This window comes from Flavobacterium terrisoli (genome assembly GCF_030167905.1).
Classification (GTDB): Bacteria; Bacteroidota; Bacteroidia; order Flavobacteriales; family Flavobacteriaceae; genus Flavobacterium; species Flavobacterium terrisoli.
This window is the reverse complement of sequence record NZ_JARGNA010000002.1, coordinates 435,717-456,152: the sequence shown is the minus strand read 5'-3', so window position 1 is coordinate 456,152 and position 20,436 is coordinate 435,717. Positions and strand designations below refer to the sequence as shown.

The window sequence follows — 20,436 nt, the reverse complement described above, 5'->3', positions numbered from 1 at the left end:
CTTTATTCTGCGCAATAACATGGTTTTTCGGTAAAGGTATACGTTAACGTAAGTCCTGTGAAAACATACCAGTCTTTGCTGTTTACATTGCCAAATTTCAATGGCGCTAAATTTTCATTCTTTGGAAAACTTCCATCCAAATTATCAGTGAAAGTATACCTTGCACCAACTTCCAAACCCAGTACAAAATGAGATGCGACATTGGTTTTAACACCAACAATCATCGGAATGGCAAAGGTACTTTCGGTATAATCCTTTTTGGTTTCTCCATTCACTACATACAATTCGTCGTAAGCGAAATAAGAAAGTCCGGTAAATACATATGGCGTAAATTTCCTTTTCAATATTTCATGCAGGTTGAAATCAAAAAAATTGAATTCCATACCGGCTGTAAACTCTTTGATATTATTTTTAAAGCTGTAACCTCTTAAATTCCTGGCCGGAACTTCTGAGTCTAAATCGTTTCCTGAAATGCTCGATTGCATATAGGAAAACCTATATGAATGTCTCGGGCTTTTGTTCCATTTATATAAAATCCCGAAGGCTGGTTCATTCGGAGAGATGTAATTCGTTTTACCGACATCTCCAATGAAGTTGCTCCCGCCAAGAAAAACGCCAATCTCATTGATTTGCGCATTCAAAATATTCTGGAAAACCAAACAAAAAAATAATACTAAAATCTTTTTCATTAAATTGAAAATAGCGTGCAAATATAATAATTCTCAGTACTTATATAGCATGAATTTCGGATTTCTGCCAAATAAAATAAAGTGCTGATAATTACTATTGTTAGCAAGGTTCTATTCTAAAACGATTTTTTTAGAATTGTAGTATAAAATGAAGTGAATTTTTTCTAATTTCTCTTGTCTTCTCCCCAAAGTAATTTGCTGCGAAGTGTCTTGAAAAATGTTTCTTCCGGGATTTCCACCATGTTAATGTGAAAAGGTGTTTTTTTGATTTTAATAACTGAATGATTGCTGACTAAAGTGATTCTGGAATCCAGGGAAACCAGGTATTGCTCTTCTCTTCCCGAAACTTTCAAAGTGATTTCGGTATCATCGGGAATGACCAATGGTCGTGCATTGAGATTGTGTGGCGCTATTGGAGTTATAACCAATCCTTTTACTTCAGGCGTTAAAATCGGTCCGCCACAACTCAAGGAATAACCGGTCGAACCCGTTGGTGTGGCAATAATCAATCCGTCTGCCCAATAAGAACTCAGGTATTCTCCATTCAGGGAAGTTTCAATAGTAATCATCGAAGTGGTGTCTTTTCGACTCACCGCTACTTCATTCATTGCAAAATTGATGTCGATTTCACCCCAATCAGGTGAATTTTCCATCGAGAGCAAAGCTCTTTCCGAAATGGTGTATTTTTTTTCTAAAACAATCTGTAAAAAGGATTCGATGTTTTCTTTTTGAACTTTGGCCAAAAATCCCAGTCTTCCGGCATTGACGCCCAAAATCGGAATCCCCGAATCGCGCACAAAAGTAACCGCTCTCAAAATGGTTCCGTCACCACCAATACTGATGAGAATGTCAAAACTCTTGTCTAAATCCTTGTGCGAAGAGAAAGTGTTGTATTGCTTTTCGACAATTTTTTCTTCATGTAATATTTTCAAAAACTTTTCTTCAATGACCAATTCCACATTGTTTCTGTTGAAAAAAACAAAAATATCCTTGATAATCGGTCGGGTGTCGTTTTGATAATATTGTCCGAAGATGGCAACTTTCATAGTAATAAGAATTAAGAATTAAGAATTAAGACTTCAGAACTGCAATTTCGATTTTTCAACCTTCTGCTTTCTGTCTTCTGCTTTCTGCCTTCTATTTTTACATATTTAAATATTTATCCAAGTATTCAGAACGCTCTTTCAGTGTATTCATATAATCATCTTCGTGGTGTTCCGAAACAATTTCATAATTATAGCGTCTGAACGACTGGATGATTTCATTCATGCCGCCCAAAGTAATTTTAATCGTTACCTGTACTTTTTCGGCATTGGCTTCCGAAACAAAAACACCCAATAACTTACCGTTGTTGCTTTCCACAATCTGTGTAATCTGACTCATCGAATAATCATTGGTCGATTTCTCCACGATAATGATGCCGCCGGTTTCTTTTAGGAATGGTGTTTCGTTTAAAAACTTAATCACGTCGGTGATTTCATAATAGCCGACATATTTATTGGTATCATCCAAAATCGGAACCAAATTGGCATTGTTACGGGCAAAAACCTCTAAAACATCCAGCCAAATCATTCCGTTTCTCACAAAAAAACCTTCCAGCGCATAGCGGTATTCGGAAATGGTTTTTTTGGATTCAAAAGTTTCAGCATCAACACCCGAAATGCAACCTAAATAAACGCCATGGTCCAAAACCGGAAAATGGGAATAAGTGCCTTCGGCAAAAAAATCCTGAATGTCCGCTACGGTTTCAGTACTCTTAAATGGTTTAAAATCGTTATTGATGTATTCCGAAAGTTCTCTCATGTATTCTTTTCTTTTAGCGACTGCAAAATAATCAAATTTTAGGACATTCGAACTTAGTTTTACTTTGTATTTTTGTAATCACATTTTTAAAAGATAAGTTTTATCAAAAATTGCCATGACAAAATTAAGCGTAAACATTAATAAAATAGCCACTTTGCGAAATGCACGCGGTGGAAATGTGCCAGATTTGCTGCAAGTAGCCAAAGACATTCAGCAATTCGGAGCCCAAGGAATTACCATTCATCCAAGACCCGATGAAAGACATATCCGTTATCAGGATGCGCGCGATTTAAAACCGATTGTCTATACCGAATTCAACATCGAAGGCAATCCGCAACACAATTTTATCGATTTGGTGCTCGAATGCAAACCCGAACAAGTGACTTTGGTGCCCGATGCAATTGGCGCGATTACGTCTTCTGCGGGTTGGGATACTATAAAATTTCAGGATTATCTAACCGAAGTAATCGCCGAATTCAAACGCAACGGTATCCGAACATCTATCTTTGTGGATCCGGTTTTAAATATGATTGAAGGTGCCAAAAAAACAGGAACCGACAGAATCGAATTGTACACCGAAGAGTTCGCTCATCAATATGGTTTGGGCAACAAAGCCGGAATCGAGCCTTATGTAAAAGCCGCCGTTTTGGCCAATGAATTGGAATTAGGCATCAACGCCGGACATGATTTGAGTTTGGACAATATCCAATTCTTCAAAGAAAATATACCGGGATTATTGGAAGTTTCTATCGGCCATGCCTTGATTTCAGAAGCATTGTATCTTGGTTTGGATAATGTTGTTAATATGTATTTAAACAAACTCAAATAATGTTGCACTCCAGAATAGAAGGCGAAGGCCAGCCGCTTTTAATCATTCATGGTTTTTTGGGAATGAGTGATAATTGGAAATCATTTGGTTCGCTTTATGCCGCCGAAGGATTCCAGACACACATGATTGATTTGCGCAATCACGGCAAAAGTTTTCATTCCGATGATTTCAATTATACGATTATGGCGAATGATATTTTGGAGTATTGCCAAGACCATAATTTGTCCAATATTTCCATCATAGGTCATTCTATGGGTGGCAAAGTAGCGATGCTTTTTGCTACAACTTATCCCGAAATGTTAGAAAAGCTAATCGTCGCCGATATCGGTCCGAAATATTATGCGCCGCACCATCAGGATATTTTAGCCGGATTGAATGCGGTAGATTTTTCCACAAAACCCGACAGAGCAACAGTAGAAGAAACCTTGTATCCGTTTATACCCGATTTTGGCACACGCCAATTCTTAATGAAAAACCTGTATTGGATAGAACCCGGACAACTCGCTTTCCGATTCAATCTGCCGGTTTTTAATGCCAAAATTGAAGTCATAGGAGAAGCGTTGCCAGCTGAAAATCATTTTGACAAACCCACAATGTTTATCCGTGGCGGCAATTCAAAATACATTTTAGACAGTGATGTGCCCGAAATCCAAAAACATTTTCCTAATTTTAAATTAGCAACAATTCCGAATGTTGGCCATTGGCTTCATGCCGAGAATCCGAAGTTGTTTTTTGAAGAGACTATTAAATTTTTAAAATAAAAATGATGAAACTACTCCTTAGAATATTTATCACTGCTGGTTTGGTAATGGCCATTGCCTACTTAATGAAGGGCGTAAGGGTTGATGAATTCACCACAGCCTTAACCGTAGCCATTGTTCTCGGGCTATTGAACTTTTTTGTAAAACCGATATTGGTATTGTTGACTTTGCCGGTGACGTTTTTTACACTTGGTTTATTTTTACTGGTCATTAACGCCATTATCATCTTGCTTTGTGACGAATTTGTCGACGGATTTGAAGTCAGTTCGTTCTGGACAGCGATGTTGTTCAGTGTTATTTTATCGCTTTCACAATCATTGGTTTTCCAAATTACAGGCGAGTCGAAATAAGACAGTTAAAATCAACAAAATAAACTTGGTTGGGTTGTAGAAATGTTATAATTTTGCAACCCAATTTTAGTATGTAAAAAACACAAGAAATGAACATCACAAGAAATAATGTAGACGCATTAAATGCTGTAGTTACTGTTGAAGTATCAAAATCGGATTACGCAGAAAAAGTAGAGAAAGTATTAGCAGATTATAGAAAAAATGCTGCTATTCCCGGTTTCAGAAAAGGAGCAGTGCCGATGAGTTTAATCCAAAAACAATACGGGAAAGCCGTTTTATTGGATGAAGTAAACAAATTGTTGCAAGATAATCTGAACAATTATTTAGTAGAAGAAAAATTAGATATCCTTGGAAATCCGCTACCAAAAGTAACCGAAGATTTCAACTGGGATTTAGAAGACTATAAATTTGAATTCGAATTAGGTTTAGCTCCTGAATTCAATGTGGATTTGACTGCGAAAAACAATGTTGTACAATACAAAATCGTTGCCGACGACAAAATGTTGAACGACCAGGTTGCCCGTATCCAAAAACAATACGGAAAACTAATCGCTAAAGATACAGTAGAAGAAGGAAATGACGTTTCGGGTGTTTTTGCCAACGAAGAAAAAGGCATCAACAACAGAACGACTTTGGCGTTAGACGTTTTTGCAGACAAGAAAACTGCAAAAGCTTTCATCGGTAAAAAAGTAGGTGATATAGTTACCTTAAAAACCAAAGGTTTATTTGATGATGATCACAAATTGATGGATTATTTAGCCGTTGGTCACGATGACGTTCACGGATTAGATGTTGAAGTAACTTTCACTATCGACGAAGTAACCACTCACGAACCGGCAACTTTAGACCAAGAATTATTTGATAAATTATTCGGGCCAAAAGTGGTAACTTCTGTAGCTGAATTAAAAGCCAAAATCAAGGAAGACGCCGAAAAGCAATTCGCGCAACAAGCAGACCAAAAATTCTTAAACGATGTGACTGAGTCATTAATCGCCAACACGAAGTTTGATTTGCCTGCAGGTTTCTTGAAAAAATGGATCCAATCAGCTGGTGAAAACCCATTAAGCGCTGAAGAAGCAGAAGCAGAATATGCCAAATCAGAAAACGGGTTGCGTTACCAACTAATCGAAGGAAAAATCATCACCGAAAATGGATTGCAAATCACTTTCGATGACTTGAAAGCGTACACTTCTGAAGTGATCAAAAAACAAATGGCACAATTCGGTCAAATGGATCCGTCTGACGAAGATGTTCAGGGAATCGTGGCACGTGTAATGTCAAACCAGGACGAAGTTCGTCGTTTGTCAGAACAGGTAATGAATGAAAAAATGCTAAATCTTTTCAAAGACAAAGTAAAAGCCAAGTCAAAAGAAGTAAGCTACGATGAGTTCATCAAAGCAATGTATGGTGAATTAAAACACTAATAATATATTTTACTATATTTGAGCGTCAAAGTAATTTGGCGCTTTTTTATTTACTGACGTCAGTTCGCTTTGCTCGTGTGAAGCTTTTTCCGGCTGTCCGCTATATCTTTTTATTGTTTGTCACCCTGAGCGCAGTCGAAGGGCTTTTCAACAAACAATAAAAAGGATGCCGCTTCCATCCGGGCTAGGGTTTTTAAGTTAAAGCGACACATTGTCACTTTTAAAAGAAGGCACGAACTTTGACTAACCAAAAGAAGAATTCATAACTTATAACTCTTAATTCATAACTAATAAAATGGACTACGGAAAAGACACGAGAGCTACGCTCGAACTGGCGAAGCAATTTAAAAAATTTGCTACCAAAAAACATGGCGTAAACAGTATGTATTACGATAAAATCGTAAGTAGCATGACACCTTATATTATTGAAGAACGCCAAATGAATATCTCGCAACTCGACGTATTCTCCCGTTTGATGATGGACAGAATCATCTTTATGGGAACAGGAGTTGATGATTATATGGCCAACATCATCCAAGCGCAATTGTTGTTTTTGGAAAGTGTTGATGCTTCAAAAGACATCCAAATCTATATTAATTCTCCGGGCGGAAGCGTTTACGCAGGTCTTGGGATTTATGATACCATGCAATACATCAAACCCGATGTGGCAACCATCTGTACCGGAATGGCAGCATCAATGGGTGCGGTTTTATTGTGTGCCGGTGCCGCCGGAAAACGGTCAGCATTACCACATTCAAGAGTGATGATTCACCAACCGTCAGGTGGCGCACAAGGTGTGGCAACCGATATGGAAATCAACTTAAAGGAAATGTTGAAACTGAAAGATGAATTATACCAAATCATTTCGCACCATTCAGGACAGCCTTTTGATAAAGTACACAAAGACTCCGAACGCGATTACTGGATGATTGCCGATGAAGCGAAGACCTACGGAATGATTGATGAAGTGTTAAGAAGATAAATTCAGAACGCAGAAAATAGAACGCAGAAAACATCTGCCTTCTTAAATCTGCCTTCTGCTAACTAAAAAAAATGGCAAAACAAGTTTTAGAATGTTCCTTTTGTGGACGAAAAAAGCCGGAGACCAATTTATTGATCGCCGGAATAAATGCGCATGTTTGTGATCGATGTATTGAGCAGGCACACGGAATAGTTTTAGAAGAATTAAAAGGATCGAGCGCCGCAAAGCAATCAGCCGATTTGGTTTTGAAAAAGCCAAAGGAAATCCGCGCATTTCTTGACCAATACGTGATTGGGCAGGATCAAACCAAAAAAGTAATGTCGGTGGCCGTTTACAATCACTACAAAAGATTGATGCAGCTCCAACATGAAGAAGATGTAGAGATTGAAAAATCCAATATCATTATGGTTGGCCAAACCGGTACCGGAAAAACATTGGTGGCCAAAACCATCGCCCGAATGTTGGACGTTCCATTGGCTATCGTTGATGCCACCGTATTGACAGAAGCCGGTTATGTGGGTGAAGATGTGGAAAGTATTTTGACACGTTTGCTACAGGCAGCCGATTATGATGTGCCAAAAGCAGAAAGAGGAATTGTATTCATTGATGAAATTGATAAGATTGCCCGCAAAAGCGACAATCCATCCATCACACGTGATGTTTCGGGTGAAGGTGTACAACAGGCCTTATTGAAATTATTGGAAGGAACAATGGTAAACGTACCGCCAAAAGGTGGCAGAAAACATCCCGACCAAAAATTCGTTGAAGTCAATACCAAAGATATCTTGTTTATTGCCGGTGGTGCTTTTGACGGTATTGAAAGAATCATTTCGAAAAGATTGAACCGTCAGGCGATTGGTTATTCCACTTCAAAAAATGCGGAAGGCATCGACAAAAACAATTTGTTGCAATATGTAATCCCGAAAGACATCAAAGATTTTGGTTTAATTCCTGAAATCATTGGTCGTTTACCGGTGTTGACGCACATGAATCCGCTAGACAAGGAAACGTTGAGAGCGATTTTGACCGAGCCAAAAAATGCGTTAATCAAGCAATATGAAAAGCTATTCGCGATGGATGATGTGAAATTCACCATTACCAATGAAGCTTTAGATTATATCGTGGAAAAAGCATTGGAATACAAACTCGGCGCCCGTGGATTGCGTTCGTTATGCGAAGCAATTCTAACCGATGCGATGTATGACTTGCCAAGTTCAGACGAAAAAGAACTCCACATCGATTTGGATTATACGCACGATGCGTTGACCAAAAACTTATTAAAGCGTTTAGAAATAGCATCATAAAAAAATCCCTCAACTGAGGGATTTTTTATTTTTATACATGCATTCCTTATTTCATAAAACCGCCACCGGATTGGTTTTTCTCGATGTTGATTTCGGTGTTCTCCTTTTTCAGGCTCAAATCACCAAAGTTGTAGGTCAATGATAATCTAAAGGTTCTTGAATCCTGCTTCTGATAGAATTTGGTCTCTAAATTGGTCGAAGAAACCAAAGCATTGACTTCGTTGGAATTGAAAACATCAAAACAATGCAATCCTATTTTCAGGTTTTTGTTCATGAAATCCTTGTTGAACGAAATGTCAAACTGCTGAATCGGTTTGGTGATTTGGTAAATTTCCCAAGTGCCTTTTGGCAAAATAAAATAGGACATCGAGTTTTTGATTCCCCATGGCAAAATGAATTGTGCCTGCGCTGAATAATTCAGGATAGGTTTGCTCTCAAACGAGAAATCATATCCTTCTGTGGTCGTTTTGATATAATTGACATTGAAGAAAATATAATTCATATTGTCCATGTTCGCCATACGCTTTTGGAATTCCTCTTTGCTTTTGAAGAAATAATCCAATGGAACCGGGAATGAGGCAAACAAACTCATCGTTTTTACTTTGTCAAACTGTTGGAAAGTTTGATTGCTCACCAATTCTCCCGGTTCTGCGGTGAAAATAAAATTGTTCCTGTCGCGTGCAATAGTGTAATTTCCACCCAAACTCACAAACTGAAAAGCCGTAAATTTTACCTCGAAATTGTCAAAAAAGGCCGGTTTTAGAAACGGATTTCCCTGCGACGAGTTGTATTGATCAAAGTTGGCAAAGTTATTCGGATCCAAAACATTGTAATCGGCTTGCTGTATTTTCTTCGAATAGGAAGCCGTGATGTTCATGTTCTCATTGAATTCATACATCGCACTGGCATTCGGGAAAAAGTTGGTATTCTTGAAATTCACTTCGGTTTCATCGCCTTCCTGAACGGCTGTTCGGTCTACATTATAATCCTCAAAACGAAGACCGGCGGTGAAATTGAACTTCTTGATTTTCTTTCTGGCTTCGACATAAAAAGCCAAATTGGATTCGGTATAATCAAAGTCAATTATGGAAGCAGCTGTTGTGTTCAGATTGTAAATCCCTTTGTCATCCACTTTGATGTAGTTGAACTTTCCACCGGTATTAACGGAGAAATTGGCTTTGTTAAACGGAATGGCAAAATCATATTTCAGGTAATAATTGGCCATATTAAAATCGACATCTCCGCTGTAAAACGCCGGAGTGCCATTATTTTCCCCAATGGAATTGGTCTTAGGTGAACGGCTGAAAAAGTTGCTGTAGGCTGTAATGTCTAAAGTTCGGCCAATCGTATCCAATTTGGTTTTGTATTGCAAACTCAACTCGTTGACGCTGTTTTTCATTTTGGACAAACTGGCATTCGAATAGTCAATTCCGGTGCCAACGGTTGTTCCGTCAGCAACAATGCGGTCATTCCCTAAATTGAGATTGTAATTGAACAACAAATTGGATTTTTCATTCAGTTTGTAATTCGTACCGGTTCTGAAATAGAAATTTCGATTGGTAAATTTGACTAAGTTTTTTTGCAGTAGGTGTTCATCTGGGTCAAAAGAGGTGAAGGTTTGATCGTTTTTGTTGTTGCTTTCACTATCGATATAATTGTAGCCAATCATCGTTTGCCAACTCAATTCCTTTACTTTTCCGTTCAATAAAATCTGCGGACTTGGCTTTTGGTATTGATTGAAATTATAGTTGATATTGAAACTGGCATTAATGCCTTTTTTGCGTTTGGTACTGGTAACAATATTGATGATCGATCCGCTGGAATCGGCATCATAAGAAGCGCCGGGATTGTATATCAACTCCACTTTTTCAATGGCATTGGCCGGAAGTGTGGCCAAATAATTTTGCAAATCGGTTCCGCTCAGCGAACTCGGAGCGCCATCTATATAAATGGTAACACCTTTACTGTTTAAAGTAATGGTTCCGGTTGGCGAAGTAATCACACCGGGAATTTTTTTCACCGCTTCGAGGCTGCTGCCGCTGTTTAGCATGGCATTGTCTCTGACGCTGATCGTCGTTTTATCGGATTCTACTTTGAGATACTGTTTTTTGTTGCCGTAAATGGTAACTTCTTTCAGTTCGTTTGTTTTTTCTGAAGTCGGCTTTGGAGTTTCAGTCGACTGACTTGGCGCTTCCTGCGCAAAAAGCATACTCGTGACGAGTAAGCATAGGGTAATGCTTATTGATTTCATTTTTGATTGATTTATGAACATCAGTAAAACTGATATCCGATTGATTGATGATGATTTTCTCCGATGCGCTCCGAACAATTCGGCTTCGCCTCGGGTGTCTCATAAGACTTTCAACCCAACCAAATGTTACAACAAAAAATAAAATTTAGCAGATATTTTTAAAAGCAGTGTTGTTCTTAGGCATTTCAATATTACATCTTCCCGGACCACATCTCAATCGGCGTGGGCCACAAGAAGTGAGAAAGCCTAGAACGAGTAATATAACAAGGAGTTTTTTCATTAGGAATTTACATTGTGTTGCATATTCATCAACTGTTCCAAATAATCTCGTTGATTCGAAAGCCGCGGAATCTTGTGTTGGCCGCCCAATTTGTTGTTCTCTTTGAGCCAATCGTAGAATAGGTTTTCCCGGGCAACATTGATTTTGAGTTCATTCAACGTCATATTATTGTAGCGTTTGGCTTCGTAATCGGAGTTGACCGATTGGATGTTTTCGTCCAATACTTTTTGAAATAAAGCGATATCTTCCGGATGTTTTTTGAATTCAATGATCCATTCGTGTGCGCCTTTTTCGCGGTCGTGCATAAAAATGGGCGCCACGGTATAATCTTTTACTTCACATTGTAAGGCCGAACAGGTTTTGGCCAAAGCCAAATCAGTGTTTTCGACCATTAACTCTTCGCCAAAAACATTGATATGGTGTTTGGTTCTTCCCGAAACCCTGATTCGGTATGGATCTAAGGAAGTAAAACGAACGGTGTCGCCAATCATATAACGCCACAAGCCGGCATTGGTGGTAATCACCATAGCGTAATTCTTGAACAATTCCACTTCGGAAAGTCGGACGATTTTTTGATTCGGTGTGCCAAAAGTATCCATCGGAATAAATTCGTAGAAAATGCCATAATCCAGCATCAATAATAAATCATTCGAATAATTCAAATCCTGAATGGCGAAAAAACCTTCAGAGGCATTGTAGATTTCATAATATTTGAAATCTGCTTTTGGCAAAATCTTTTTGTATTGCTCGCGATAAGGTTCAAAACTCACACCACCGTGAAAATACACTTCCAGGTTCGGCCAAAGTTCCATCATGTTTTCCTTACCCGATTCGGTTAAAATTCTATTGAGCAAAACCAGCATCCAGGAAGGAACTCCGGCAAAACTGGTTACATTTTCGGTTTTGGTTTCGTTGATGATTGCAGTGAGTTTGGTTTCCCATTCGCTCATCAAAGAGACTTTATTGCTTGGCGTACTGCTGAATTCGGCCCACATGGGCATATTTTCAATCAAAATGGCCGATAAATCGCCAAAAAAAGTATTGTTGTTTTCGTAAATCTGTGAACTGCCGCCCAAGCGCAAACTTTTGCCCAAAAACATCTCTGAGTTTTCGTTGTTGTTCAGATACATACACAGCAAATCCTTGCTGGCTTTGTAATGACAATCTTCGAGCGCTTCGTTACTCACCGGGATAAACTTGCTTTTGGCATTGGTGGTTCCGCTCGATTTGGCAAACCATTTGATAGGTGTGTTCCAAAAAATATTCTGATAACCTTGACGTGTTTCTTCAATCATCGGTTCCAAATCTTCATAGGAAGAAACCGGAATTCGTTCGGCAAAGGTTTGGTAGGATTTGATACTTTCGAAGTCATATTTTTTGCCCAAAACCGTTTCGTCACAATTCCGGATCAAATTCATTAACAGCTCATCCTGAACTTCATGCGGATATTTGAGAAACAACTCAATCTGGTGAATGCGCTGTTTCAAAACCCAGGAGGCGATAGAATTGATTATTGGAAAAGGCATTTTTTCAGTTAGGTGTTTGAGTTGTGGTTTATGAGTTATAACTTTACCAAATATAGGAAATAATTTTAAGAATAAAAGATGACTTACGAAGGCGTACTGACCAAAATGCAAACCGAATTCTCCAATCCTATCCAATATTATCTGGTGTTTGAGAATAGTTTTTTGAGCCTGAACCAATTATTGGACAAATCTTTGGAAATCTCTTTTCAGGGTTACCAATGTTTGAATTGTGGTAAAAAGAAAAAAATTTTCCGTCAGGGATTTTGTTATGATTGCTTCATGAGCAGCGCTGCAGCAGGCGATTGGATTATGAAACCCGAATTGAGTACGGCACATCTCGACATAGAAGACCGCGATTTGGAATACGAAAAGAAAGTCCAATTGCAACCACATATCGTTTATCTGGCATTGTCTAGCGAAATCAAAGTTGGCGTGACCAGAAAAACCCAAGTGCCAACGCGTTGGATTGACCAAGGCGCTGTTCAGGCGCTTCCGATTGTGGAAGTTCCGAATCGTTATTTGGCCGGAATTACCGAAGTAGCTTTGAAAAATCATTATGCCGATAAAACCAATTGGCAAAAAATGCTCAAAAACGAAATGCCTGAAGTTGATCTAATGGCTGAAAGATTAAAATTAGAAAATCTGATTCCGGGAGAAGTAAAGGAATTTTTTAACCCGAATAAGGATGATTTATATGAATTGCATTATCCGGTGTTGCATTATCTGAGCAAAGTCAATAGCCTAAATCTGGATAAATCACCTAATTTCTGCGGGAAACTCATCGGAGTGAAAGGACAATACCTGATGTTTGAAGACGGAACGGTTTTCAATGTCCGGACTTTTGAAGGTTATGTTGTGAAAATACATGTTTCAATAAAAAACCCTTTCTGTTGAGAAAGGGTTTACCTCGTCAGTTCACTTCGCTAGTGTCTTTTTTATTTCGTTGGCGCCGGTGTTGGCGTTGTCGTAGCCGGTTTTGGTTCTTCTTTTTTCTTTTTATTCCACAAGCCTTTTATCAAATCATTGGCTTTGGCTTTTACATCTTTTTTGACATCCGTTTTAGTCGTGTCAGATTTTGGTTTGGTCGCATTGGAAATCACATTCGTTAAGGCATCTTTTCCGCCGGAAACCAATTTGTCTTTCTGTTGTTTGACCAAATTATTGACCAACGACGTTGTGGCTTGTTTGACATCCGTTGTGATTTTTGGGTTTTTGAAATTACCGCCAAGAATAGCATTTACCGGAACATTTTCCACTTTTTTGGCATCCGCCGGAGACAATTTGGTAATCAAATTATTGGCTTCGGTTCCTAAATATTTCGCCGGAACATCAAATTTCAGATTGTAATTCATGTTTTGGTCAAAACCGTGCGTTCCGCCAATGGTTACTTTGATGTCCTGGTATTTTAAATCGAATGGTTTTACATTTACTTTTCCGTCTTTGAAAGTCAGTGCCGCTTTCAAATCGTTGAGGTTTAATTTTTTCAAATCAATAAAAGCCAATTTGCCGTCCAAGGCAGTCAATAAGTCGGAATTGCTTGAATTGACTGTTGTTGAAAGCAATTGTCCCAATAAATCACCCGAAACGCTGCCCAAATCCGGCGTCATTTCTTTGTCATCTAAATTTCCGGACAATTTGATGGTAGAGTTGAGTTTACCGTTAATCACACCGGCAATCGGAGCGATTTTTTTCATCATGTCCAATTGCGTAAAGGTTTTAGCAATATCCACTTTATTTAATCCTAAATTCATGTTGAACTTTGGCGTTTTTTCTTTGGTGGAGACATCGCCGTTAAACGCAATAGAACCGTCAAAAATATCGGTTTTACCATTTTCCAAAGTTGCTTTTTGATCCTTGATGATAATTTTTCCTGAAACGTTTTTCATCACCAGATTGTCATACAAAACCGTGTTGGCTTTGGCAGTCAAAGAGCAATTCAAAAACGCCGGAATCTTCATAGGTTCGCTGGCTTTGGTGTCTTTTTTCGCGGTGGTTTCGGTGGTCATAAAATCATTAACCGCCAATTGATTTGAATTCAGGTTGAAGTTTCCTTTCAATTCCTGGTTTTTGAATACAAAGCCATAGAAATTTTCCAATACACCATTCACGGCCAAATCACTTTTGCCGGTTGTTGCATTAAATTGTTTCAGGTTGACACGGCTTGGATCAAAGGAAACCAAAGCGCGACTGATTTTCATCGTCTTGCCATTTTCATCGGTATAGTTGAAACCGGTTAAGTCAATTGTACCCGCATTTTTGATTCGGGCATAATCGCTTTTTTCCACCGATTGCATGTCAAATTCTGTCGTTACATCGGCTTTTAAAATTCCGCTCAAAGGTTTGTTCAGTTTCACCGGATACGCTTTGGTCAGATTGCCCAAATTGATGGTTCCTTTCAAAGCGGCATTCACCAAGGCATTTTCGGATACATTTCTAATATTGGCCTTCGCATTAAATACGTCCTGATCAATTTGGAAAGACAATTTATCCAGATTGACATAAGTGTCGTTCATCAAACCGGTTTCATTGATGATTTTGGTATCGATGACAATGTTGCGAACCGATTTCGGCAGATTCGGATATTGGAACGAAGCGTTATTTGATGCAATTTCAATGTTGAATTTAGGAACCGTCGTATCGGTTAGTTTTCCTTTGGCAAAACCGATAACGGTAAAATCACCGCTGGTTTTTACATCTTTTAAACTCGCGGCATATTGCGCCGGAATTAAGCCCAGGAAGTTCTTAAACGAAGAAGTCGGCGTTTTAAAAGTCAGGTCATAAATTTGTCCGTCATCGGCAATTTGGAGAAAACCATCAAATTCCAAAGGCAATTCGTTGATTTTTGCTTTGTTTTGTTTGAAGGAATATTTGCTTTGGTCCATGTCAATCCCAAGAATCGCATCCAAAGACAACGACACATTTTTCATATAATTGACTTTGTCCATATCGAGTGAAACTTTGGTCGTAGTTTTGGTCACCAAATCCAATTTAGACGCGGCAAAATCTCCGGTTCCTTCATGATTGATGCTGTCTAAAACCAATTTGACCTTAGAGCGTTCATCATAATATTTAAACCTGAAATTTTCAACAGAATATTCTTTTATTTTTAGCGAAAGCGGTTTGCTTTTGCTGTCATCGGCTTTGCTTTCTTCTTTCAAAGCAATGTCAAAATTCCCTAATCCGTCTTTGTTGAACAGGATATTTACCAAACCGTTTTTTGAATCAATTCCATCAATCTGCATAGGTTCGTTCTCATCGTTGAACAATTGTCCGATAGACATTTTGAGGTTCAATTCGTCAAATGCTACTAAAGTATCGCCTTCAAACGGCGCTTTGTTGATTACCGAAAGCTTTTCAATGTTCACACTGGCATTGGGAAAATTTCTGAACAAACTCAAATCGGCATCAGCAAAAGTCACTTTGGCATCTACTTTTTCATTGATAGCGGTTAAGATTTTGGCTTTGATTTGATCCTTGAAGAAATAAGGTATCGCAAAAGCAGAAACGACTAATAGCAATAAAACAATTCCAACTATTTTCAGGATTTTCTTTAACATGATGTGATAGATTTAGTTACGTATTGGCTTAACAAAAATAATGCCTTTTAGTCATAAAACGGTTACTATTTAATGAAGTTTTATGATTTTAGTGCTGTTGAATTGTTGAGAAATTGTTATTAACAGTCGGCCTTTTTTACTGTAACTCTGAAATAGTTTTAGTTAATTTGTGCTTCTATGAACAAGCAGCATCAAGTCATTCTATCATTGGGCACCAATCAGGGCAATCGTCTCGAAAACATTGAGCGTTGCATCAATGATTTGCACAAGGAAATTGGGACGATAATCAGGATTTCCAAACTTTATGAAACACCATCCTGGGGTTTTGAAAGCGAGAAATTTTACAATTGTGCCGTTGTGATGAATACGCACAAATCGGCACACCAAATCCTGGAAGAAGTTTTATTGCTTGAAGAAGCTTTGGGAAGAGTTCGTGAAGACGCAGCAGGTTATCAAGCTCGAATTATTGATATTGATGTAATTGCTTTTGACGAAGAAATCATTGCTTCCGAAAAGTTGCAGGTTCCGCATCCTCAAATGCAGAACCGTTTGTTTGTCTTGTTGCCGATGCGCGATTTGAATTTGGATTGGCGTCATCCGATTTTACAGAAATATTTGCATGAATTGTTGGTGTTGTCAGAAGACAAAAGCAATTGTAAAGTGGTGCAAAACCTCGAAATTCCGATTGCCAAAATCAAGCTCGACCATTTCAATTATATCGCCATTGAAGGAAACATTGGTGCAGGAAAAACCACTTTGACCAATAAACTGGCGGAAGATTTTAATGCGAAAACCGTTTTGGAACGTTTTGCAGACAATCCGTTTTTACCCAAGTTTTACGAAGACCAAAGCCGTTATGCGTTTCCGTTGGAGATGTCATTTTTGGCGGATCGATACCAACAAATATCTGATGATTTGGCACAGTTTGATTTGTTCAAGGACTTTATCGTAGCCGATTATCATATTTTCAAATCATTGATTTTTGCCAAAGTGACTTTGGCGGAAGATGAATTCCGTTTGTATAAAACGATGTTTGACATCATCTACAAGGAAATGCCAAAGCCTGATTTGTATATTTATTTGTACCAAAGCACCGAAAGGCTTTTGTCTAATATCAAAACCCGGGGCAGAAGTTATGAGCAGGAAATTCCGGCGGAATATTTAGAAAAAATCAACAATGGTTATTTGGATTATATCAAATCGCAAACTGGTTTGAATGTCTTAATCATCGATGTGACCAAAAGGGATTTTCTGAACAATCAGGAAGACTATGTTTTTATTTTGGAAGAAATCAGGAATAAAATCCTGTAGTTATCTCAACATGGCAAAATGCCCTTTAATTTCGGGTGTGTTGTCATCCATTTTAGCTACAAACCAATAATCTGTTGAAGGCAATTGCCTTCCGTTATAAGTACCGTCCCAAAAAGGATTGGAATGGTTCAGAACCGCAATCAGTTTTCCGTAACGGTCAAAAATCTTTACTTCTGCATTGGCAAAAAAAGCGGCGCCTTTGATCGTCCAAGTATCATTGATGTTGTCGCCGTTAGGCGTAAAAAAATCTGGTATGGAGACTACAATAAAAGGCTTATCGTCGAAACCACAATTGTTTTTTTCTCTGACATAAGCCATATACATTCCGCCTTCCGGAACCGTAAAAACATTAGAATTCTGATAATTGACTCCATCAAGCGAATATTCAAAATCACCATTTTGAGTGGTGTTAATCGTGATTTGTAAATCAGCAGTATCAACACTTGAAATCACCGGTTCGGTATTATAGCTAATAGTAAAATTTTTTGTTTTAGAACAGTTTTCCGGTGCTGGTGTTGTTACCGTTACGGAGTAATTCGGAAGTCCGGTAGTGGTAATGGTTTGGGTGGTTTCTCCGGTTGACCAAAGATAACTCATGCCCGGATTTCCGGCACTTAAGGTAATGACATCACTTTGACAAAGGTCAATGGTTTCATCTGAAACTATTGGAGAAGCAAAGACATGTACTTCAACTGCAGCTCTGTCTGAAAGGCAATTGTTAAAGTTTGATTCTGCATAAAAAACAGTGTTCTGGTGAATGTTAGGAACAATAAAATGAGTTCCTAAAAAAATGCTGTTAGCACTGGTAGGGCTGTCGTACCAAAACACAAGTCCTGAGGTTGTATTCACCTCTATGATTGTATAAACTTCATCACACATATAGAAAGGAGAAGTATAGGTCAGTATTGGTTTTGGAGTAACATTTGCAACAACAGGAATCCGGGAAATATCCGGACAACCGCTAAAATTAGCCGCGGCATAATAGGTTGTCGTTGAACTTATACTCGGTGTGGTAAAATTGTTTCCGGTGGCGATTGGAGTTCCTCCGGATGATGAAGTGTACCAGTTTACCGTTCCGGTATTGGAAACCGCTTGTAAGTTCAGCGTTCCGGTTCCACAACGAGTAGCGGTAGCGGTAGAAGTAATAGTGGCGATTGTTATGGTCGAACTCGAGGCAATATGCAAAATTGGATCACCCGGTGTTCCGCCATATTCTACGATATAACCTTTGGGCTGGTAATTACCACTGGCAGCACCGGTATTGGATAAATCATTCCACGAACCCGGAATTCCAACACCTGGGGCAGTTACGTGAGCATAATCTTCATCGCCGGAACTATTGGGTTCCCCGTTATTCCAAAAAGCATAATTGGTTGTAAAACCGGTAAAGTTGCCGGTCCAAAAAACAGTGCCTATTTCCGGTCCGGTCATCCACTTCCAGGTACCTTCGGTTTCTTCATCGCTGCCGCCAATCCATCCGGCGCCGGTGGTTTGTTCTCCGGCAATTTGTGCTTCTTCGGCTGAAGTTATCGTGGCCAAATAGCCCTGTAATCCATAATAAGTGCTGGCTTGTGCTGCAACTTTTGCCGCAGACCAAGTGATGCCAACATCGGGAATATAAAGATAATAATGACCATTCGAAGGAAGATAATTGGCTTGCCCAACCGAAATGGAAAAATTTCTTGTGCCCGAAGGATTTACAGCGGCTGAAGAAAATTCAATGTCTTTGATGGCGGCAACTAAATCGATATAAGTGGGTTGTCCTGTGCTTCCGGTTAAGGTTAAAGTTCCGGTTATGGCATTCCAGGCGTTACTGATATTGGGATGACTCCCGGTAAGAACCAAAGTATCATTGCCAAAATCATATCCTGAAGAAATTTGTATGTAAACAGCATCTATTCCGGTGTCATCAGGATCAGTGATGGTCATATCGGTCACTATCTTCATGGATGTTCCGGGACAATACATTTGGTTTCCGGTTGCGGTTAATGTCGGAGCAATATTGGTTGTCTGAAATTTAGAAAAGAGATTTGCATTCAAAGAAAGCACCGTATTACCAAAAGCAAATTGTGAAGCGGCTGACAGGAGTAATAAAAGTACAATGCAATTCTTTTTCATGGTCATAAAAATAAGCAAATACCAGCCTTTTTTTGATAAAATTATATTAAAAAGCAGGATGCTCTTTTAAAACTTCATCTTTTGAAATAAATCCCAAACGACAATTCCGGTACTCACAGAAATATTTAAGGAATGTTTGGTGCCAATTTGCGGTATCTCAATCGAACCATCACAAAGCTCAATCGCTTTTTGTGAAACACCATACACTTCATTACCAAAAACCAAAGCAAATCGGTTGTCTTTTTCGACTTTAAAATCCTGTAGGAAAACTGCATTTTCAACTTGTTCAATGGCGAAAACTTTAATATTCTCTTTTTTTAGGGTTTCAATGACAGTAGTTACTTCTTTTTGGTATTCCCAGGTAACGGTTTCGGTGGCGCCCAAAGCGGTTTTGTGGATTTCTTTGTTGGGCGGAATCGCGGTAATGCCGCACAAATAAATTTTTTCAATCAAAAATGCATCAGCAGTCCTAAAAACCGAGCCAATATTGTGAAGACTTCGGATATCATCAAGGATAATGACAATAGGCGTTTTTTCCGCTTCCTTAAAGTCGGCAACCGATTTTCTTTCTAATTCTTTATTCTCGAGCTTTCGCATCTTTTTTATTTTATAAAATTGCTTTGCAATAGGGCAAAGATATTCAAAAAAAAAGTCCCGAGAATCGGGACTTTTTCGAATTTATAATTAAGTGCAATTAACTTTTTGTTGGCTCAACTTTAGTTTCAGCTGGAGCTACAGTTCCTTTAATAGTAAGAACTTTAGTTTCCTGACCTACTGCGTTTGATTTTACAGTTACTGTTTTAGTAAAAGGTTGTCCTGCTCTTGAAGTATCATATTTAACTCCAATAACCCCTTTTTCTCCCGGTTGGATTGGTTTTTCAGGTTTTGTTGGAACTGTACATCCACAAGAACCTTGAGTGCTTTCGATGATTAATGGTTTGTTACCATTGTTAACGAATACAAATTCTCTTTTACCATCAGAATTAGCCGGAACAGTTCCGTAATCGATAGTTTCATTTTCGAATAACATTCCTGCACCGTCTACTTTTGGAGTTTCAGTTTTTGCAGCTGGTTTTGTAGCTACTTTTTTTGCTGTTTGAGCGTTAGACGTTGTAACACCAAAAGCAACTAAGGCAGCAAGTAAAATTATTTTTTTCATTTTATAAAGTTTTTAAGTTTCTGAAGCAAATCTATCCAAAATATAAAACCGAGTCTTTTTTTTTGCCTTAATATTAAATTAATTTTTTTTGC

General features: G+C 38.6%; 17 protein-coding genes. 8 read left to right on the top strand and 9 right to left on the bottom strand.

Annotated features, from left to right (window positions below; genetic code table 11):
- Positions 1 to 2: 2 nt before the first annotated feature.
- The 3 genes from porG to P1K33_RS04055 form a co-directional block, all read right to left on the bottom strand.
- Complete coding sequence (gene porG, locus P1K33_RS04065) at positions 3 to 689, bottom strand: type IX secretion system protein PorG (protein WP_284651604.1); 687 nt, start codon at positions 687 to 689, stop codon at positions 3 to 5.
- A 164-nt stretch (positions 690 to 853) separates the two neighbouring features.
- Entirely contained in the window at positions 854 to 1,735 is an 882-nt protein-coding gene (locus tag P1K33_RS04060; RefSeq protein ID WP_284651603.1) for an NAD kinase, read from the bottom strand.
- Between the two features lie 97 nt (positions 1,736 to 1,832).
- On the bottom strand, positions 1,833 to 2,492 hold the full coding sequence (locus P1K33_RS04055; protein ID WP_284651602.1) for a CBS domain-containing protein: 660 nt from the start codon (positions 2,490 to 2,492) through the stop codon (positions 1,833 to 1,835).
- A 115-nt stretch (positions 2,493 to 2,607) separates the two neighbouring features.
- Here P1K33_RS04055 and P1K33_RS04050 point away from each other — a divergent pair, with 115 nt between their 5' ends.
- The 6 genes from P1K33_RS04050 (at position 2,608) to clpX (ending at position 8,142) form a co-directional block, all read left to right on the top strand.
- The gene (locus tag P1K33_RS04050) at positions 2,608 to 3,321 is read left to right on the top strand and encodes a pyridoxine 5'-phosphate synthase (protein WP_284651601.1); all 714 of its coding nucleotides are present in this window, start codon (positions 2,608 to 2,610) and stop codon (positions 3,319 to 3,321) included.
- Positions 3,321 to 4,082: an alpha/beta fold hydrolase gene (locus tag P1K33_RS04045; RefSeq protein WP_284651600.1), complete on the top strand. Its 762-nt coding sequence runs from the start codon at positions 3,321 to 3,323 to the stop codon at positions 4,080 to 4,082. The genes P1K33_RS04050 and P1K33_RS04045 overlap by 1 nt, the downstream gene beginning before the upstream one ends.
- 5 nt (positions 4,083 to 4,087) lie before the next feature.
- Positions 4,088 to 4,432, top strand: coding sequence for a phage holin family protein (locus P1K33_RS04040; RefSeq protein WP_284651620.1), 345 nt, complete (start codon positions 4,088 to 4,090; stop codon positions 4,430 to 4,432).
- A gap of 89 nt (positions 4,433 to 4,521) precedes the next feature.
- A complete protein-coding gene (gene tig / locus P1K33_RS04035) occupies positions 4,522 to 5,856 on the top strand; it encodes a trigger factor (protein ID WP_284651599.1) in 1,335 nt (444 codons plus the stop codon).
- A gap of 295 nt (positions 5,857 to 6,151) precedes the next feature.
- Positions 6,152 to 6,838, top strand: a complete 687-nt coding sequence (gene clpP / locus P1K33_RS04030) for an ATP-dependent Clp endopeptidase proteolytic subunit ClpP (protein WP_284651598.1) — start codon at positions 6,152 to 6,154, stop codon at positions 6,836 to 6,838.
- Between the two features lie 71 nt (positions 6,839 to 6,909).
- Positions 6,910 to 8,142 (top strand): ATP-dependent Clp protease ATP-binding subunit ClpX, encoded by a 1,233-nt coding sequence (gene clpX, locus P1K33_RS04025; RefSeq protein WP_284651597.1) that lies wholly within the window; start codon positions 6,910 to 6,912, stop codon positions 8,140 to 8,142.
- Between the two features lie 46 nt (positions 8,143 to 8,188).
- Here clpX and P1K33_RS04020 read toward each other — a convergent pair whose 3' ends face one another.
- Both P1K33_RS04020 and P1K33_RS04015 read right to left on the bottom strand, forming a co-directional pair.
- On the bottom strand, positions 8,189 to 10,393 hold the full coding sequence (locus tag P1K33_RS04020; protein ID WP_284651596.1) for a TonB-dependent receptor domain-containing protein: 2,205 nt from the start codon (positions 10,391 to 10,393) through the stop codon (positions 8,189 to 8,191).
- Positions 10,394 to 10,672: 279 nt separating this feature from the next.
- Positions 10,673 to 12,199, bottom strand: coding sequence for a GH3 auxin-responsive promoter family protein (locus P1K33_RS04015; protein ID WP_284651595.1), 1,527 nt, complete (start codon positions 12,197 to 12,199; stop codon positions 10,673 to 10,675).
- Between the two features lie 78 nt (positions 12,200 to 12,277).
- On the opposite strand from P1K33_RS04015, the gene P1K33_RS04010 reads away from it, so the two are divergent.
- Positions 12,278 to 13,093: a DUF2797 domain-containing protein gene (locus P1K33_RS04010; RefSeq protein WP_284651594.1), complete on the top strand. Its 816-nt coding sequence runs from the start codon at positions 12,278 to 12,280 to the stop codon at positions 13,091 to 13,093.
- A gap of 41 nt (positions 13,094 to 13,134) precedes the next feature.
- Here P1K33_RS04010 and P1K33_RS04005 read toward each other — a convergent pair whose 3' ends face one another.
- Positions 13,135 to 15,756: an AsmA-like C-terminal region-containing protein gene (locus tag P1K33_RS04005; RefSeq protein WP_284651593.1), complete on the bottom strand. Its 2,622-nt coding sequence runs from the start codon at positions 15,754 to 15,756 to the stop codon at positions 13,135 to 13,137.
- Between the two features lie 177 nt (positions 15,757 to 15,933).
- Between P1K33_RS04005 and folK the strand changes: the two genes are divergently transcribed.
- The gene (gene folK / locus P1K33_RS04000; protein WP_284651592.1) at positions 15,934 to 17,067 is read left to right on the top strand and encodes a 2-amino-4-hydroxy-6-hydroxymethyldihydropteridine diphosphokinase; all 1,134 of its coding nucleotides are present in this window, start codon (positions 15,934 to 15,936) and stop codon (positions 17,065 to 17,067) included.
- Here the strand turns inward: folK and P1K33_RS03995 are convergent, their stop codons facing one another.
- The 3 genes from P1K33_RS03995 to P1K33_RS03985 all read right to left on the bottom strand — a co-directional run bounded on the left by P1K33_RS03995 (position 17,068) and on the right by P1K33_RS03985 (position 20,344).
- Positions 17,068 to 19,185, bottom strand: coding sequence for a T9SS type B sorting domain-containing protein (locus P1K33_RS03995; protein ID WP_284651591.1), 2,118 nt, complete (start codon positions 19,183 to 19,185; stop codon positions 17,068 to 17,070).
- A gap of 66 nt (positions 19,186 to 19,251) precedes the next feature.
- Positions 19,252 to 19,782, bottom strand: coding sequence for an RNA methyltransferase (locus tag P1K33_RS03990; protein ID WP_284651590.1), 531 nt, complete (start codon positions 19,780 to 19,782; stop codon positions 19,252 to 19,254).
- A gap of 97 nt (positions 19,783 to 19,879) precedes the next feature.
- Positions 19,880 to 20,344 (bottom strand): DUF1573 domain-containing protein, encoded by a 465-nt coding sequence (locus tag P1K33_RS03985; protein ID WP_284651589.1) that lies wholly within the window; start codon positions 20,342 to 20,344, stop codon positions 19,880 to 19,882.
- Positions 20,345 to 20,436 lie beyond the last annotated feature (92 nt).

What these genes read in the sequence shown, in the direction of transcription:
- P1K33_RS04005 (WP_284651593.1), bottom strand. Translation starts at nt 15,756, where the DNA reads ATGTTAAAGAAAATCCTGAAAATAGTTGGAATTGTTTTATTGCTATTA.
- P1K33_RS04050 (WP_284651601.1), top strand. Translation starts at nt 2,608, where the DNA reads ATGACAAAATTAAGCGTAAACATTAATAAAATAGCCACTTTGCGAAAT.
- P1K33_RS03985 (WP_284651589.1), bottom strand. Translation starts at nt 20,344, where the DNA reads ATGAAAAAAATAATTTTACTTGCTGCCTTAGTTGCTTTTGGTGTTACA.
- P1K33_RS03995 (WP_284651591.1), bottom strand. Translation starts at nt 19,185, where the DNA reads ATGAAAAAGAATTGCATTGTACTTTTATTACTCCTGTCAGCCGCTTCA.
- P1K33_RS04040 (WP_284651620.1), top strand. Translation starts at nt 4,088, where the DNA reads ATGAAACTACTCCTTAGAATATTTATCACTGCTGGTTTGGTAATGGCC.
- tig (WP_284651599.1), top strand. Translation starts at nt 4,522, where the DNA reads ATGAACATCACAAGAAATAATGTAGACGCATTAAATGCTGTAGTTACT.
- P1K33_RS04060 (WP_284651603.1), bottom strand. Translation starts at nt 1,735, where the DNA reads ATGAAAGTTGCCATCTTCGGACAATATTATCAAAACGACACCCGACCG.
- P1K33_RS04010 (WP_284651594.1), top strand. Translation starts at nt 12,278, where the DNA reads ATGACTTACGAAGGCGTACTGACCAAAATGCAAACCGAATTCTCCAAT.
- clpP (WP_284651598.1), top strand. Translation starts at nt 6,152, where the DNA reads ATGGACTACGGAAAAGACACGAGAGCTACGCTCGAACTGGCGAAGCAA.
- P1K33_RS04055 (WP_284651602.1), bottom strand. Translation starts at nt 2,492, where the DNA reads ATGAGAGAACTTTCGGAATACATCAATAACGATTTTAAACCATTTAAG.
- P1K33_RS03990 (WP_284651590.1), bottom strand. Translation starts at nt 19,782, where the DNA reads ATGCGAAAGCTCGAGAATAAAGAATTAGAAAGAAAATCGGTTGCCGAC.
- P1K33_RS04045 (WP_284651600.1), top strand. Translation starts at nt 3,321, where the DNA reads ATGTTGCACTCCAGAATAGAAGGCGAAGGCCAGCCGCTTTTAATCATT.
- porG (WP_284651604.1), bottom strand. Translation starts at nt 689, where the DNA reads ATGAAAAAGATTTTAGTATTATTTTTTTGTTTGGTTTTCCAGAATATT.
- P1K33_RS04020 (WP_284651596.1), bottom strand. Translation starts at nt 10,393, where the DNA reads ATGAAATCAATAAGCATTACCCTATGCTTACTCGTCACGAGTATGCTT.
- folK (WP_284651592.1), top strand. Translation starts at nt 15,934, where the DNA reads ATGAACAAGCAGCATCAAGTCATTCTATCATTGGGCACCAATCAGGGC.
- P1K33_RS04015 (WP_284651595.1), bottom strand. Translation starts at nt 12,199, where the DNA reads ATGCCTTTTCCAATAATCAATTCTATCGCCTCCTGGGTTTTGAAACAG.
- clpX (WP_284651597.1), top strand. Translation starts at nt 6,910, where the DNA reads ATGGCAAAACAAGTTTTAGAATGTTCCTTTTGTGGACGAAAAAAGCCG.